At 67.1% G+C, this 15,577-nt stretch carries 17 protein-coding genes; 1 reads left to right on the top strand and 16 read right to left on the bottom strand.

The genetic code is table 11. The features are described 5' to 3' along the window. Nucleotides 1–26: 26 nt before the first annotated feature. The 8 genes from CAL25_RS06110 to CAL25_RS06075 all read right to left on the bottom strand — a co-directional run bounded on the left by CAL25_RS06110 (nt 27) and on the right by CAL25_RS06075 (nt 8,419). A complete protein-coding gene (locus CAL25_RS06110; RefSeq protein ID WP_094799066.1) occupies nt 27–656 on the bottom strand; it encodes a TetR/AcrR family transcriptional regulator in 630 nt (209 codons plus the stop codon). Next, on the bottom strand, nt 653–1,810 hold the full coding sequence (locus tag CAL25_RS06105; RefSeq protein ID WP_094799452.1) for a thiolase family protein: 1,158 nt from the start codon (nt 1,808–1,810) through the stop codon (nt 653–655). Before CAL25_RS06105 ends, CAL25_RS06110 begins: the two co-directional genes overlap by 4 nt. Continuing rightward, nucleotides 1,810–3,600 (bottom strand): AMP-dependent synthetase/ligase, encoded by a 1,791-nt coding sequence (locus tag CAL25_RS06100; RefSeq protein WP_094799451.1) that lies wholly within the window; start codon nt 3,598–3,600, stop codon nt 1,810–1,812. Before CAL25_RS06100 ends, CAL25_RS06105 begins: the two co-directional genes overlap by 1 nt. A gap of 62 nt (nt 3,601–3,662) precedes the next feature. Beyond that, nucleotides 3,663–4,466, bottom strand: a complete 804-nt coding sequence (locus CAL25_RS06095; RefSeq protein ID WP_094799065.1) for an ABC transporter ATP-binding protein — start codon at nt 4,464–4,466, stop codon at nt 3,663–3,665. 9 nt (nt 4,467–4,475) lie between these two features. Further along, nucleotides 4,476–5,642, bottom strand: coding sequence for an ABC transporter substrate-binding protein (locus CAL25_RS06090; protein WP_432759229.1), 1,167 nt, complete (start codon nt 5,640–5,642; stop codon nt 4,476–4,478). 59 nt (nt 5,643–5,701) lie between these two features. After that, nucleotides 5,702–6,739, bottom strand: a complete 1,038-nt coding sequence (locus CAL25_RS06085; RefSeq protein ID WP_094799064.1) for a branched-chain amino acid ABC transporter permease — start codon at nt 6,737–6,739, stop codon at nt 5,702–5,704. A gap of 1 nt (nt 6,740) precedes the next feature. Beyond that, entirely contained in the window at nt 6,741–7,619 is an 879-nt protein-coding gene (locus CAL25_RS06080) for a branched-chain amino acid ABC transporter permease (protein ID WP_094799063.1), read from the bottom strand. Then, entirely contained in the window at nt 7,619–8,419 is an 801-nt protein-coding gene (locus tag CAL25_RS06075; protein ID WP_170948433.1) for an ABC transporter ATP-binding protein, read from the bottom strand. The genes CAL25_RS06080 and CAL25_RS06075 overlap by 1 nt, the downstream gene beginning before the upstream one ends. A gap of 245 nt (nt 8,420–8,664) precedes the next feature. Here CAL25_RS06075 and CAL25_RS06070 point away from each other — a divergent pair, with 245 nt between their 5' ends. Beyond that, nucleotides 8,665–9,465, top strand: a complete 801-nt coding sequence (locus CAL25_RS06070; RefSeq protein ID WP_094799061.1) for an enoyl-CoA hydratase/isomerase family protein — start codon at nt 8,665–8,667, stop codon at nt 9,463–9,465. A 36-nt stretch (nt 9,466–9,501) separates the two neighbouring features. On the opposite strand, the gene CAL25_RS06065 is transcribed toward CAL25_RS06070, so the two are convergent. From CAL25_RS06065 to CAL25_RS06030, 8 genes are all read right to left on the bottom strand, one after another. Then, nucleotides 9,502–10,389, bottom strand: a complete 888-nt coding sequence (locus CAL25_RS06065) for a methylglyoxal synthase (RefSeq protein ID WP_094799060.1) — start codon at nt 10,387–10,389, stop codon at nt 9,502–9,504. A gap of 200 nt (nt 10,390–10,589) precedes the next feature. Next, nucleotides 10,590–10,784 (bottom strand): Fe-S cluster assembly protein IscX, encoded by a 195-nt coding sequence (gene iscX / locus CAL25_RS06060; protein WP_094799059.1) that lies wholly within the window; start codon nt 10,782–10,784, stop codon nt 10,590–10,592. Between the two features lies 1 nt (nt 10,785). After that, nucleotides 10,786–11,127, bottom strand: a complete 342-nt coding sequence (gene fdx, locus CAL25_RS06055; RefSeq protein ID WP_094799058.1) for an ISC system 2Fe-2S type ferredoxin — start codon at nt 11,125–11,127, stop codon at nt 10,786–10,788. Between the two features lie 8 nt (nt 11,128–11,135). Then, nucleotides 11,136–12,998 (bottom strand): Fe-S protein assembly chaperone HscA, encoded by a 1,863-nt coding sequence (gene hscA, locus CAL25_RS06050; RefSeq protein WP_094799057.1) that lies wholly within the window; start codon nt 12,996–12,998, stop codon nt 11,136–11,138. A 75-nt stretch (nt 12,999–13,073) separates the two neighbouring features. Then, nucleotides 13,074–13,586, bottom strand: a complete 513-nt coding sequence (gene hscB, locus CAL25_RS06045; protein WP_094799056.1) for a Fe-S protein assembly co-chaperone HscB — start codon at nt 13,584–13,586, stop codon at nt 13,074–13,076. Next, on the bottom strand, nt 13,586–13,909 hold the full coding sequence (gene iscA / locus CAL25_RS06040; protein WP_094799055.1) for an iron-sulfur cluster assembly protein IscA: 324 nt from the start codon (nt 13,907–13,909) through the stop codon (nt 13,586–13,588). Before iscA ends, hscB begins: the two co-directional genes overlap by 1 nt. Before the next feature lies 1 nt (nt 13,910). Next, entirely contained in the window at nt 13,911–14,315 is a 405-nt protein-coding gene (gene iscU / locus CAL25_RS06035) for a Fe-S cluster assembly scaffold IscU (RefSeq protein WP_094799054.1), read from the bottom strand. Nucleotides 14,316–14,365: 50 nt separating this feature from the next. Next, complete coding sequence (locus CAL25_RS06030) at nt 14,366–15,577, bottom strand: IscS subfamily cysteine desulfurase (RefSeq protein ID WP_094799053.1); 1,212 nt, start codon at nt 15,575–15,577, stop codon at nt 14,366–14,368.

Below are 15,577 nucleotides of genomic sequence, written 5' to 3'. Positions count from 1 at the left end.
CGCCGAGCGCCGTGGTCCGGCAATTCCTAGTGCGGATTGCCCGCTCCGGCCCGCAGGGTCGGCAGGGTCGCCACCAGCAAGGCATCCACGAACTCCGCCGGCGCCAGCCGGCCTTGCGGGCGATACCACTGCACCGTGAGATTCATCGCGCCCAGGATGCTGCGCTTGATGATCGCGGGATCGCCGCGCAGCGTGCCGTCCGCCACGGCCGCCTCGACCGCGTGCTGCCAGATCGCTTCGTACGCGTCGCTCAGGCGCTTCACACCCGCCTTGTTCTCCGCCGACAGACTGCGCCACTCGTACACCAGCGCATTCATCGCGTCGCCGCCGTCACCGCGCAACATGCTCCACATGTGCACGCGGAACAGCGCGGCAAGCCGATCGCCGGGCGCCTCGAACCGGGCCATCGCCGCGCGGCCACCGTCGATCACTTCCTGGATGCCATTGCACATCACCGCCACCAGGATCTCTTCCTTGCTGCGGAAATGATGAAACAGGCTGCCGGACTGCAAGCCCACGGCGCGTCCCAGATCGCGCACGGTCGTGCGCTCGTAGCCCTGCTGGCGGAACAGCCGGCCCGCCGCGCGGATCAGCTCCTGACGGCGGGTCGTGTCCGCCTGCGCTGGCGCCGCGTCGCCGGCCGTCGGCGTGTTCACAGGCGCTCCACCACCGTCGCGGTGGCCATTCCATGCCCGATGCACATCACCTGAAGGCCGAGAGTACCGTCCGTGCGCTCGAGTCCGCTCAGCATCTTGGCCATCAGACCGGCGCCGGTCGCGCCGAGCGGATGCCCGTGCGCGATCGCCCCACCCCAGGGATTCACGCGGCGCGGATCGGCATCGAACTCGCGCAGCCACGCCAGCACCACCGACGCGAACGCTTCGTTGATCTCGATCCAGTCCAGATCGGCCAGCGCCAGGCCCGCCTGACGCAGCGCGCGCTCGGTCGCCGGAATCACACCGGTGAGTTGCAGCAGCGGATCGGAGCCCACCACGACGCGCGCCAGGAAGCGTGCCCGTGGCCGGATGCCGTCGGCCAATGCCTGCTGCCGGTCTCCGACGAGAATGGCGGCCGCGCCGTCCGCGAGCTGGCTCGCATTGGCCGCCGTGACCCGCCCGGGGCCCGCGGGATCCAGCACGGGACGCATGGCCGCCATCCGGGCAGGGTCGACGTGCTCGCGTATGCCTTCGTCTCGCGGCGTGCGCTCGCCTGAGGCGCCCGCCGTCAGCTCATCGTGCCAACCCTGAGCGCTCGCGTGCCAGGCCCGCGCATGGCTCTGTGCCGACCACGCATCCAGCGCCTCGCGGGATAGCTGCCATTGCGCCGCGATGCGCTCCGCGCTCTCGATCTGATGCGGAATCGGGTAGCGGACGAGCAGATCGGGATGCAGACCGTCGAAGCCGGTAAAAGGCCGCGCGCCCAGCGTCACGTCGAGGAACATGGGCACGCGCGTCATGCTCTCCACCCCGCAGGCCAGCACATAACGGGCATCGCCCGCCGCCACCGCCTGCGCCGCGAAATGCAGCGCCTGCTGGCTCGATCCGCACATGCGGTTGAGCGTCACGCCGGGCACCGACTCGGGCAGGCCCGCGAGCAGCGCGGCCTGCCGCGCGATGTTCGCGCCTTGCTCGCCGGCCTGGCTGACGCAACCGCAGATGACGTCGTCGATCGCCTCCGTGGGCACGCCCGCGCTGGCCGTCACGTCGCGCAGCACGCCGGCCAGCAGCGCATCGGGGCGGTGCTGCGCCCACTGCCCGGCCGGCCGCCCGAATGGCGTACGCAAGGCCTCCAGGATCACCGGTTCGGTCATCATGCCGCCTCCTGCTCACGATAGAGCGCCTCGATCTCGCTGGCGTAGGCGCGGTGAATATTGGCGCGGCGCACCTTCATGGTGGCCGTCACTTCGTCGTCGTCATGATCGAGTTCTTTCACCAGCAGATGAAAGCGCTTGATCTGCGCCACGGGCGCCAGCCCCTCGTTGGCCGCATCGATCTCCTGCTGCACCATGCGCCGGACCTCCGGATGCTCGGCCAGCGAGCGGAAATGCGTGAACGACAGCCCCCGCAATTCGGCCCATTTCGCCACGGTGTCGAACTCGATCTGGATCAGTGCGCACACATAACGCCGCCCGTCGCCGATCGCGATGCACTCTTTCACATACGGGCTGCCCTTGACCGCGCCCTCGATCTCCGTCGGCGTGAGATTCTTCCCGCCCGCGGTGATCATGATGTCCTTCAGGCGATCGACGATACGCAGTTGGTCGCCGTCCACTCGCGCCACGTCGCCGGTATGCAGCCAGCCCTCGCGCAGCGTCTGCGCCGTGGCCTCGGGATTGCGGTAGTAGCCCGCGAACACCATCTCGCCGTGCAGCTGCAGCTCGTCGTGCTCGCCCAGCCGCCATCGCACGCCCTGCGTGGCCTCGCCGACGGTGCCCACGCGCACCGCGTCGGGCCGCTGGCCCAGGACCATGCCGGTGGATTCGGTCAGGCCGTAGACCTCGATGAGCGGCACGCCCAGGGCCCGGAAAAACCGCACGACCTGCGGCGAGATCGGCGCCGCGCCCGTCAGCGCGACGCGCACCCGCCGAAGCCCGATGAAGTTCTGCAGGGCACGCAGCACGAGCCAGTACCAGAATCCGTGCACCAGACGCTCGCGCAGGCTGCGCTGATGCGCGGCCTTCTCATGAAACGGCATGCAGGCCGCGAGCGCATGACGCAAGAGCGCCCGCCGCAGCCGGCCCGATTCCTGGGTCTTGATGCTGATCGCGGCATGGAGCTTCTCCCAGATCCGTGGCACGCCCAGAAACACCGTGGGCGCGACCTCGCGCAGGTCCTCCTGCACCGTACGGATCGACTCGCCGAAGTTCACCTGCGAGCCCAGGTAGATGGGCACGAAGCTCGAGAGCATCTGCTCGGCCACGTGGCACAGGGGCAGATACGAAAGATGCACGCTCGCGGCACTCATGCCGAGGCGCTCCGCGATGCCCGGCGCCACGCCGCGCATATTGGCGTAGCGGATCATCGCGCCCTTGGGTTTGCCGGTGGAGCCCGAGGTGTAGATCATCAGCCCCACGTCTTCGAGCGACTGCCGTTCGAGCGCCGCCTCCAGATCGATGCGGGCCTGGGGCGCGGCCTGAGCGCCGCGCGCCCGCAGCTCCGTAAAGGGCACGATGCCGGCGCGGACCTCGTCGGGATAGCTGCCCAGACCCTTGGTCTCGATCATGATGATCGCGCGCAGGCGCGGCAGCCGGGCCCGCACCTCGAGCACCTTGTCGACCTGCTCCTGATCCTCGCAGACGACCAGATCGACATCCGCGTGCTCCAGCACGAACCCCACTTCCGCGGCCGGGCTCGTCGCGTACACGCCCACGGTCACGGCGCCGAGGACACCCGCGCCCAGTTGCGCCAGCAACCACTCCTGGCGGTTTTCCGACATCACGGCGACGTGGGCGCCCGGCCCCAGTCCCAGCGATTGCAATCCCAGCGCGACCTCGACGCTGGCTTCCCAGTAGGCGCGCCAGGTGAGGGGCCACCAGATGCCGAACTCCTTCTGGCGCAACGCCACGCGCTGCGGCATGGCGCGGGCCTGCTCGCGCAGCATCTGCGGCAGGGTCAGGGCGGGCAGGGTGAGAGGCGTCGGTGTATCGGCCACGGCCAGCTCCTTCACGACAACCAGCGCTTGCGGCGCTTGTAGTGCTTCAGATCGCGAAAGCCGCGGCGCTCCCCGCCCCCGCCCACACCCAGATAGAACTCCCGCACATCGGCGTCGCCGGCGAGACGCTCGGCGCTGCCGTCGATCACGATCTTGCCGGTCTCCATGATGTAGCCGTAATGGGCGACCGCCAGCGCGACCGAGGCGTTCTGTTCCACCAGCAACATCGACACGCCCTGCTCCGCGTTAATGCGCGCGATGATGCCGAAAAGGCTCTCCACCAACATCGGCGACAGACCCAGCGAGGGCTCGTCCAGCAGCATCAGCGACGGCTTGGCCAGGAGCGCCCTGCCGATGGCGAGCATCTGCTGCTCGCCGCCGGACAAATAACCGGCCAGTCCGCGCCGGCGCTCGTGCAGCCGCGGGAAGTAGCCGTACACGAGGTCGAAGTCGGGGCGCTGCCCCCGGCCCGTCAGCGCGTAGGTCGCCGCGACGAGGTTCTCCTCGACCGTGAGGTCTTCGAACACCCGGCGCCCCTCCATCACATGCGCCAGACCCGCGCGCACCAGCGACTGTGGCGCCAGCCGCGCGGTCTCCTGCCCCAGAAAGCGGATCTCGCCCTGCACGCGCTCACCGTCTTCGAGCGCCAGCAGACCGGACACCGCCTTCAGCGTGGTCGACTTGCCCGCGCCATTGCTGCCCAGCAGCGCCACGATCTGGCCGCGCGGCACCGCCAGCGAAAGGCCGCGCAACACCTGCACGGCCTTGTTGTAGACCACTTCGACGTTGCGCACCTCGAGCACGGTTTCAGACATGGCCGGCCTTCAGTTCAACACGATCCAGTCGGAGGCCGGCACCATCTTCTTCTGCTTGGTATCGGCACGATAGATGCGCCCGACGGGGATCGAGTTGCCCTTGATGGTGATGGGCACGCCGATGATGCCGCCGGTGTCGAAGTCCTTGATGCCGTCGAGCGTGGCTTTCATGTTGGCGGCGGTCAGGTCCTTGCCCGCGTCCAGCGTGCGCTTGGCCGTCTCGGTGAACAGCATCGCAGCCAGGAAGCCCTGCATATAGCCGGTGCTCTGATACTGCGGCCGCATGGCGCGGATCTTCTCGAGCATCGGCGCCTTCTCCGAGTCATCGTAGTAGTAGCGGTAAGGCATCACGCCCATGAATCCCTCCGCGTCCTCGCCCATCTGCATCACGGTGGAGTTGTCCATGGTCCAGAACGTGCCCATGTAGCGCGTCTTCAGGCCCATGCGCTTGCCTTGCCCCACGAACTCGGGAATCGGCGCCAGCACGTAGCCATGAAAGATCGTGAAGTCGGGGTCGGCGCGTCGCAGCTTGATCACCTCGGTCGACACATCCACGCTGCCCGGCGGCGTCATGATCTCGGTGGCCACCTTGAGCCCGAGCTTTTCGGCCACGCCGCGCGAACTGGCGATCGGATCGCGGCCGAACTCGGTATCCGAGTACACGAACGCCACCTTGGCGCCGGGCTTTTCCTTGGCGATGTAGCGCAGCAGGATGCCGAACATTTCGGTGTAGTCCGGGCCCAGCATGAACTGATTGGGATACTTCTTCGGATCGTTCAATTCGGTCGCGAACGAGGCGCCACTCATGATCATCGTGCCGGCGCGATCCAGCTCGGCGTTGATCGTCTTCGAGAAGCCGGTCGAGTCACCGTAGTAGAAGTTCACCTTGTTCTGACTGGTGATCTTCTTGAACGCGGCCACCGAGGCATCGACCTTGTACGCCGTGTCCTCGGGCACATAGACCACCTTGCGGCCCTTCACCCCGCCCTGCTCGTTGATCATCTTCACGTAGTCGCCGATGCCCGCGTGAATGCCCTGCCCCGCGAACGCGAACACCCCGCTCAGCGGGATCGAGCCGCCGATCACGATGTCCTCGGCGGCATGCGCCGCGCCCGCCGGGCCCAGCGCGGCGGCCATGGCCAGCGGCGCCAGCCAGCGTCGCCATCCCTGCATCATCCCGTGCTTCATGGTGTGTCTCCTCTTGGGTGTTGTCATCTGGCCGGCTTGGCGCCGGCTCAGGTCCTGAACGGCCACAAATGGAAGAAGCGCCGTACGCGCCGCCACATCTCGGCGAGCCCGTGCGGTTCGAAAATCAGGAAGCCGACGATGAGGGCACCGAACACGATGGTGCGCACCGGCGACAGCAGGCTCAGCGCATCGCCGCCCAACGGCAGCCAGCCCACGATCAGCTTGAGCACTTCGGGCACCATGGCCATGAAGGCCGCGCCCAGGATGGTTCCGAGCACCGAGCCCATGCCGCCGACGATGATCGCCGCCAGGTAGAAGATCGACAGGATGAGCGGAAAGCTCTCCGGCGTGACCACGCGAAAGAAGTACGCCCACAGCCCGCCCGCCACGCCGGCGTAGAACGAGGACAGCCCGAAAGACAGCAGCTTGTAGCGCAGCAGGTCGATGCCCAGCACCTCGGCCGAAATGTCGCGGTCGCGGATCGCGATGAACGCACGGCCGATGCGCGTGCGGAACAGATTCGCGGCGCCCAGCAGCATCAGCACCATGATCGGCACGATGAGCCAATAGATGCGAAACGAGGTGTCCAGATCGATGCCCAGCGCACGCGCCGGCGCGACCTGCAGGCCGGCCGTCCCGCCCGTGAAACTCAGGTTGGCGAACAAAAAGTGCGCGATGAAGGACGCCGCGATGGTCACGATGGCGAGATACAGGCCCTTGACCCGCAGCGAGGGAATGCCGACCAGCACGCCGCCCAGCATGGCCACCACGCCGGCCGCGGGCAGCGTGATCCAGAATGGCAGTCCGAACCGAGTCTGCAACACGGCGACGGTGTAGGCGCCCAGGCCCATGAACGCCGCCTGCCCCAGACTCACCAGGCCGGTGTAGCCCGTCAACAGGTTCAGGCCCATCGCGCTGATGATGTGGATCGCGACCAGGCAGGCCAGATAGAGCCAATAGGCATTGGCGAAGAACGGAAAGCCGATCAGGGCGAGCGCGAGCAGACACAGCCAGACGTGCTGCGTGCGGCTGTCGAAGAGCGCCTGGTCGGCGGCGTAGCTGGTCTTGGCCGTGGCGATGCGCATGCTAGAGCCTCTCGATGTCGCGGGTGCCGAACAGCCCGTATGGCCGGATCATCAGCGCCACCACGAGCACGACAAAGGTCGCGAGCAGCTTGTACTCGCCGCCGAGGTAGGCGCCTGCCCAGGATTCGAGCAGGCCGACGAACACTCCGGCCAGCAGCGCCCCGGCCACGCTGTCCAGCCCGCCCACGATCACCACGACGAGCACCGACAGCCCGAACGTGCCCATCGAGGAAGAGATACCACCGATGGCGCCCACCACGATCCCGGCCACGGCGGCCAGCACACCCGCCGCCGCCCACGCCAGGGAAAAGACGCGCGGCACGTTGATGCCCATCGCATACGCCGCCCCCTGATCCGAGGCGGTCGCGCGCAGCGCCACGCCCCCGCGCCAGTAGCGGAACACGGCCAGGGCCAGCGCCGACAGCACCACCGCGACCAGGAAGCCGTAGAACACCTTGGACGCCACGAAGGCTTCACCGATCATCACGGGCGCGCGCGGCATGAACTCCGGCAGCCGGCGCTGATCCGCTGTCCAGACCAGCTCCACCACGCCCACCAGGATCGACGCCAGCCCCACCGTGATCATGAAGATCGAGATCGGCGACTCGCCCAGCATCGGCCGGATCGCGACGCGCTCGACCAGCGCACCCAGCAGGCCGGAAGCCAGCAAGGCCGCGGTCACCGCCGCCCAGATGGGCCATTGCAGATCGGCCGCGAAGGCGTAGAAGAGATACGCGCCCATCATGAGGAACTCGCCGATCGCGATGTTCACCACCCGCGTCGCCTTGTAGACGATCACGAATGCGAGGCCGGCCAGCGCGTACAGGCCGCCTGCGCCCAGACCGGCAAGACTCACCTCTAAGAGAAACAGCGCATCCATCAGGCCGCCTCCGCGCGCAACCGGGCACGCAGGTCGCCAACGTCGCCGGTGCCGAGATACGCCTTGATCACGTCCGGATCGGCCTGCACGGCCTGCGGCGCACCGCTCGCGATCACCTGGCCGAAGTTGAGCACCACCACGTGGTCCGAGAGGTCCATGACCATGCCCATGTCGTGCTCGACCATGAGCACCGTCAGCCCCCACTCGGCGCGCGCGTCGAGAATGAAGCGCGCCATGTCCTCGGTCTCTTCGCGATTCATGCCGGCCACCGGCTCGTCCAGCATCAGGATGCGCGGCTGCATGGCCAGGGCCCGCGCCAGCTCCACGCGCTTTTGCAGGCCATAGGGAAGCGACGCCACCGGGAGATTGCGGATGTGGTCGATCTCCAGAAAGTCGATGATGCGCGACTCGATCTCGGCCCGCAGCGCCAGCTCTTCGCGGCGCGCGCGTCCGGCATAGATCAGGGCATCGAGCACATTGGTGCGCAGGTGCGCATGACGGCCGAGCTTGATGTTGTCCAGCACCGTCATGCCGCGGAACAACGCGATGTTCTGGAACGTGCGCGCCAGACCCAGGCGTGCGCGCACCGGCGCGCTCACACGGGAGATGTCCTGTCCAGCGAAGTGAATGCGCCCGACGCTCGGGCGATAGAAGCCGGAAATGGTGTTGAACAGCGAGGTCTTGCCCGCGCCATTGGGCCCGATGACCGTGGTGATGGTGCCCGCCCGCACGTCGAAGCCCACGCCGGACAGTGCCTTCACGCCGCCGAAGGCGAGCGTCACCCCTTCGACCCGCAGCAACGGGTCTGGCTCGATACGATCCACCTGCTGTCTCCTCGCTTTTTTATGTACTGCGACTGCGGTACTGCGAAGTGCTGCGTGGCGAATCCCCCTGAGACCTGCGCGGCGATGTCGCTGCGCCTGTCCGCGACGAGCGGGGATGCGGTACGCTAACCCGGCGTAGGACCGAGCAAGCGCTTGGTTGCGAACATAGCATTCCGGTTTTTGGCTCGAACAGTAGGTACTTACCCGAAACGGAGACCTTCATGGACCATGCTGATACGCAGTTCCAGACCCTGCGGCTCGATACCGACGACGCGTGCGCCACGCTCACGCTCGACCGGGCCGCCGCGCTCAACGCCATCGACGTCGAAATGGGCCGCGAGCTGCAGCGCGCCGCGGATCAGATCGCCGCGCAGCCTCGCATCCGCGTCGTGATCCTGCGCGGCGCGGGCAAGGTGTTCTGCGCCGGTGGCGACATCGGCATGTTCGAGGGCGACGCAGCACGCATCCGCGCCACGCTGCAGGCGTTATTCGTTCCGCTCAATGATTTCGTCGCCCACATCGCGCGCATGGACAAGATCTGGCTGGCCGACGTGCATGGCGTGGCCGCGGGCGCGGGGCTGTCGCTCGCGCTGGGCTGCGATCTCGCGTGGGCCACCGAAGATGCGCGCTTCGCGACCGCCTATCTGAAACTCGGCGCCACGCCCGACGCCGGCATGACGCACGCGCTGGTACGCCTGGTCGGCCGGCGGCGCGCGATGGAGTTGTTGCTGCGCACCGAACCGATCGACGCCAGTCGCGCCCTGCAATCCGGGCTGATCAACCAGGTCTACGATGCCACCGACGGCGATCCCGTGGGCGACTACGCCCGCACGCTGGCATTGCACGCGCCGGCCAGCATCGCCGGGCTCAAGCGCCTATTGCGTCAGGCCGCGCTCACGCCGCTCGAAACCCAGCTCGGCGATGAATCGGCATGCTTTCTGGCCAATGCGGGCAGCGCGGACTTCGCGGAAGGCGTGCGTGCGTTCCGCGAAAAAAGGCCCGCGCGTTTTACGGGGCAGTAAAGGCGCGCGCGGCCGGCAGGCCGCGCAAGCGAGGCATCAGGCCGCCGCGCGGGCGCGCACGGCGCCGGCCCAGCGGCGCGCCACCGTAGGCGAGGTGGCGCACGCGGCGGAGCCCGTCACCACGCGCACCGCACGCTCCAGCAGCTGGATGTCCGCTTCGTGCTGACGCGCCACGTGCGGATCCTCGAAAAAGATCACGCGCTGGCACTGGTGTTCGAGCACGAGCTCGGCAATCTGCGCATCCCCGCCCAGCGGGCCGCTCAGGTAGCGGTGCACCCAGGGCTTGTCCTGCGGCCAGCCGCGCGACCACGCCAGCTCGTTCAATCGGCCGCCCGTCGTGCCGGTCGCCACACGCCGCGAGAACTGCGACAGCACGTCGAAGTACTCGTCCGCGAACGCAACCATCTCGTCTTTGAGCGCATCGTGCGCGATCAGCGCGAGCGTCTGGCCGGTGAAATCGAAATTGCGTGACAAGGCCGGATCCGGCGCGAGCCCCGCGAGCACGCGCTCGACCTCGATCCATTCGATGGCGCCGGCCAGTGTCGAGATGAACGGACGACCATGCGTGATGCACTGGCGCTTGAGCGCAAGCGCCTCGGGAAAGATCGACGACGGGTCGACCGGGTCGATCAGATAGATCGCACCGTCGAAGGGCGCTTCGCCGTCGCGCCCTTCGGTCACGCGGGCCACCAGCTTCATCAGTCCGCCCTCGCGGCCGTAGGGGTAACGGATCAGGCCGTTGTAACCCTGCAGCATGCCCTCGCGCACGATGGCATCGTGCGTGCGGCCGACCGTGTGGAGCTGGATGCCCATTTCGCGGATGGTGGCCGAAGACGCGCGCAGCCAGGTGAAAAGCGCCGCGTCGGGCGTTTCATGGTGGAGTCGGTTGGCCGCGAGGCCAAAGCGCAGTCGGGGAGCGGTCATGGACAGTGCACGATATCAAGGGGCCAGCGCCGGGCCGCACGGTTGCACGCGCGATTGCGTGCCTGCCGATGATACCGCTTGGCCGATGACAGTGTGCGCAGGCGCGCCGCTCCCGCAATGCGGGAAGGCGCAGCCCGCACGCACGCGTCGCATACAAGAAACCCCGCATGTAGCGGGGTTCGGGGTCAAACAGCCTGCACTCAGTCGGCTTCGTCGATCCAGGCCTGCTGAATGGCTTCGAGGATCTTCTCGCCGCTGTGGGCGGGATCATCGTCGAAACCCGGCAGCTCGAGCACCCACGCGCGCAGCTGCGTGAAGCGCACCGTCGTGGGATCCACGTCGGGATAGGTATCGGCCAGCGCCGTGGCAATCTCGTAAGTGTCGACCCACTTCATGTCAGTGATCTTCCTTGGCGTGATTGATCGTGTACTTCGGGATCTCCACGGTCAGATCGGCATCGGCGATGAGGGCCTGGCACGACAGACGCGAGGTCGAGGTCAGGCCCCAGGCCTTGTCCAGCAGATCCTCTTCGGAATCGGTCGCGTCTTCGAGCGAGCTGAAGCCCTGGCGCACGATGACGTGACACGTGGTGCAGGCACAAGAGAGCTCGCACGCGTGATCGATGTCGATATCGTGATCCAGCAGCACGCGACAGATCGACGCGCCCACCGGCGCGTCATCGATGACGGCGCCTGCGGGGCAAATCTCGGGATGGGGCAATACGGTCAGTTTAGGCATAACGGATATCAGGCGAGTTCGTCGAGTTTGCGGCCGGCGAGCGCGTTACGGATGCTGCGATCCATACGGCGGGCGGCGAAATCCTCGGTCGCATCGGAAAGGGCTTGTACCGCGGCGCGCACGGCGTCCACGTCGGGGGCATCGCGCGCGGCGGCGGCGTCGGCGAGGGCGGCGTCCACCCGCGCACGTTCGTCGGCGTCCAGCAGATCGCCGTCGGCGGCCAGCGCCGCGCCAACGGACTCGACCAGCTGGCGGGCTTCGACCTGCTGTTCGCGCAGCATGCGTGCGCGCGCATCGGCGTCCGCCTGCGACACGCCTTCGGACAGCATGCGGGTGATCTCGTCATCCGAGAGACCATAAGAGGGCTTCACCGTCACGGCGGCCTCGATACCCGTGCTCTGCTCGCGAGCGGTGACGCTCAGCAACCCGTCGGCATCCACCTGGAAGGTCACACGGATACGCGCCGCGCCCGCCACCATCGGCGGAATGCCGCGCAGTTCGAAGCGCGCCAGCGAACGGCAATCGGACACCAGGTCGCGCTCGCCCTGCACCACGTGCACGCTCATCGCGCTCTGGCCGTCCTTGAACGTCGTGAACTCCTGCGCGCGTGCCACCGGGATCGTGCTGTTGCGCGGGATCACCCGCTCCACCAGCCCGCCCATGGTCTCGAGACCCAGCGACAGCGGCGTCACGTCAAGCAGCAGCCAGTCTTCGCCGGGCGCGCGGTTGCCCGCCAGAAGGTTGGCCTGCAGCGCGGCGCCCAGCGCCACGACCTGATCGGGATCCAGGTTGACGAGCGGTTGGGTGCCGAACAACGCACCGACAGCCTGACGGATCACGGGCATGCGCGTCGCGCCGCCCACCATGACCACGCCCTGCACATCGCTCACCGAGAGATTCGCATCGCGCAGCGCGCGGCGCGCGGCGTCGAGCGTGCGGGCAACCAGGGGCTGCGCCCAGGCGTCGAACTGCCCGCGCGACAGAACCTGCGTGACGGAGGTGCCATCCGCGCGGTTGAACGCGAGCGTGGCCTCCTCGCTGTCGGTCAGGGCTTCGCGGGCCTGGCGTGCCGCCACGAGCAGCGCGCGGCGCTCACCCAGCGACAGCTCGCCCAGCGATTGCGTCTGGACCACCTGCGCCGCGATCAGCGAATCGAAATCGTCCCCGCCCAGCGCCGTGTCACCGCCGGTGGCGATCACCTCGAACACGCCCTTGGTGAGACGCAGAATCGAAATGTCGAACGTGCCACCGCCAAGATCGTAAACGGCGTAGACACCCTCGGCCGCCTGATCCAGGCCGTAGGCGATCGCGGCCGCCGTGGGTTCGTTGAGCAGGCGCAGCACGTTCAGACCGGCCAGCCGCGCGGCGTCGCGCGTGGCCTGCCGCTGGGCATCGTCGAAATAGGCTGGCACCGTGATCACGGCGCCCACGAGGTCATCGCCCAGCACGTCTTCGGCGCGCTGACGCAGCACCGCCAGAATCTGTGCCGACACTTCCACCGGGCTCAGGTCGCCCTGGCGCGTCCGCAGGCGCACCATGCCCGGCGCGTCGACAAACTCGTACGGCGCGCCGCTGGCGCGCGCGTCGGCCGCCGAGCGGCCCATGAAGCGCTTGACCGAGACGATCGTGTTCTGCGGATCCTGAGTTTGTTGCGGCAACGCGGCGCGGCCGGTCGTCGCACCGCCATCCTCGCGGTAGTGCACGGCGGACGGCAGCAGCGCGTGGCCGGCTTCGTCCAGGAGCACTTCGGCCACGCTGCTGCGCACCGACGCCACGAGCGAATTGGTCGTACCCAGGTCGATGCCCACCGCCAGCTTGCGCTGATGCGGCGCGGGCGACTCACCCGGTTCTGAAATCTGCAATAAAGCCATGGTTCTGTGCAAAAGGTTGAGGCCGGCCCGGATCGGCCGCCGCGCTGGCGGCACGCATCCGGACGGGCACGTGCCTCAAGCGAGCGGGCGCGCGGCAGCCAGCTCCTGGGCGATTTTCTCGATGAACATCCATTCACGCACCCGCACACCGGCAGCCGCGTAGTCGCGCTTCTCGTCGAGCAGGTCGGTGAGCGTGGCGCGCATCTGCGCGCGGGCCTCGCTCAGTTCGGCTTCGAGCGCCGCCGCGACCTTGGGATCGTGACGCGCATCGTCGAGCATCTCGCGCCACTCCATCTGCTGCATCAGAAATGCGGCGTCCATGGCGGTATTGCTCTCGGTCTGCAGGTCGATGCCGGCCTGTTCGCAAAGATAGCGGGCGCGCAGCAGCGGGTCGCGCAGCTGGCGGTAGGCTTCGTTGGCGCGCGCGGCCCACTGCATGGCGACGCGCCGCTCGGGTGCGCTGGCCGTCGCAAAGCGATCGGGGTGCACCCGCGCGGCCACCGTGCGCCACGCTTGCTCCAGCGCGGCGTCGTCGAGTGCATAGCGCGCGGGCAGCCCGAAAAGGCTGAAATGGTCGTCCGCGGCCATTACACCGTGAACGACTCGCCGCAACCGCAGCTCGCCTTCTCGTTGGGGTTCTGGAACTTGAAGCCCTCGTTGAGGCCTTCGCGGGCGTAATCCAGCTCGGTACCGTCGATGTAGGGCATGCTCTTCGGATCGACGAACACCTTCACGCCGAAACTTTCGAAGACCTGGTCTTCGGCCTGCACTTCATCGACATACTCGAGCTTGTACGCCATACCGGAACACCCGGTCGTGCGCACGCCCAGCCGCAGCCCGATACCCTTGCCGCGCTTTTGCAGATAGCGGCCGATATGGTTGGCCGCCTGTTGGGTCAGCGTAACGGCCATGTCAGTCTGCCGCCACGGCCTCGGTGGCGCCGTGCTTCGTCTTGTAATCCTGCACCGCCGCCTTGATGGCGTCTTCGGCGAGGATCGAGCAGTGAATCTTCACGGGCGGCAGCGCCAGCTCTTCGGCGATCTGGGTGTTGCGGATGTTGAGCGCTTCGTCGAGCGTCTTGCCCTTCACCCACTCGGTGACCAGCGAGCTCGAAGCAATCGCCGAACCGCAGCCGTAGGTCTTGAAGCGCGCGTCTTCGATGACACCCGATTCGCTCACCTTGATCTGCAGCTTCATCACGTCGCCACAGGCGGGCGCGCCGACCATGCCGGTGCCGATCGACTCGTCGCCCTTGTCGAACGAGCCCACGTTGCGGGGGTTTTCGTAGTGGTCCAGGACCTTGGTGCTGTATGCCATGATGTTTCTCCGAATTCTGTCGTTCTACGGTGTCGCGGACTACGCCGCGATCAGTGCGCCGCCCACTGCACGCTGTTGAGGTCGATGCCTTCCTGGGCCATCTCCCACAGCGGCGACATGTCGCGCAGCTTGCCCACGCGGCTCTTCAGCAGCTCGATGGTGAAGTCGACTTCTTCCTGGGTCGTGAAGCGGCCCAGCGTGAAGCGGATCGAGCTGTGCGCGAGCTCATCGTTACGGCCAAGTGCGCGCAGTACGTACGAAGGCTCCAGGCTGGCCGACGTGCAGGCGGAGCCGCTCGAGACCGCCAGCTCCTTGATCGCCATGATCAGGGACTCGCCTTCGACATAGTTGAAGCTGATGTTGAGGTTGTGCGGCACACGGTGTTCCATGTCGCCGTTCACGTAGGTTTCTTCGACTTGCGACAGACCGGCCAGCAGACGATCGCGCAGCATGCGCACGCGCTCGTTTTCGGTGCCCATCTCTTCGCGGGCGATACGGAACGCTTCGCCCATGCCCACGATCTGGTGCGTGGCGAGCGTGCCCGAACGGAAACCGCGCTCATGGCCACCACCGTGCATCTGCGCTTCGATACGGATGCGCGGCTTGCGGCGGACGTACAGCGCGCCGATGCCCTTGGGGCCGTAGGTCTTGTGCGCCGAGAACGCCATCAGGTCGACCTTGAGCTTCTGCAGATCGATCTCGACCTTGCCGGTCGCCTGGGCGGCGTCGACGTGGAAAATGATGCCCTTCTCACGGCAGATTTCGCCGATGGTCTCGATGTCCTGAATGACGCCGATCTCATTGTTGACCATCATCACGGACACGAGAATGGTGTCCGGACGCAGCGCCTGCTTGAACACCTCGAGGTCCAGCAGACCGTCGTCCTTGACGTCGAGGTAGGTCACCTCGAAGCCTTGACGCTCGAGCTCGCGACAGGTGTCCAGCACCGCCTTGTGCTCGGTCTTGAGCGTGATGATGTGCTTGCCGCGCTCGGCGTAGAAATTGGCCGCGCCCTTGATCGCAAGGTTGTCGGATTCCGTGGCGCCCGAGGTCCAGATGATTTCGCGCGGATCGGCGTTGACCAGCTTCGCCACTTCTTCGCGCGCCTTCTCGACCGCTTCTTCGGCGTCCCAGCCAAACGCATGGCTGCGCGATGCCGGGTTGCCGAAGTTGTCGTACAGCCAGGGGATCATTTTTTCGACGACGCGCGGATCGACCGGCGTGGTCGCGGAATAGTCGAGGTAGATGGGACGGTTGCTCAT

The sequence above is a fragment of the Bordetella genomosp. 5 genome, from assembly GCF_002261315.1.
GTDB lineage: Bacteria > Pseudomonadota > Gammaproteobacteria > Burkholderiales > Burkholderiaceae_B > Bordetella.
This window is presented reverse-complemented; position numbering and strand designations above follow the sequence as displayed.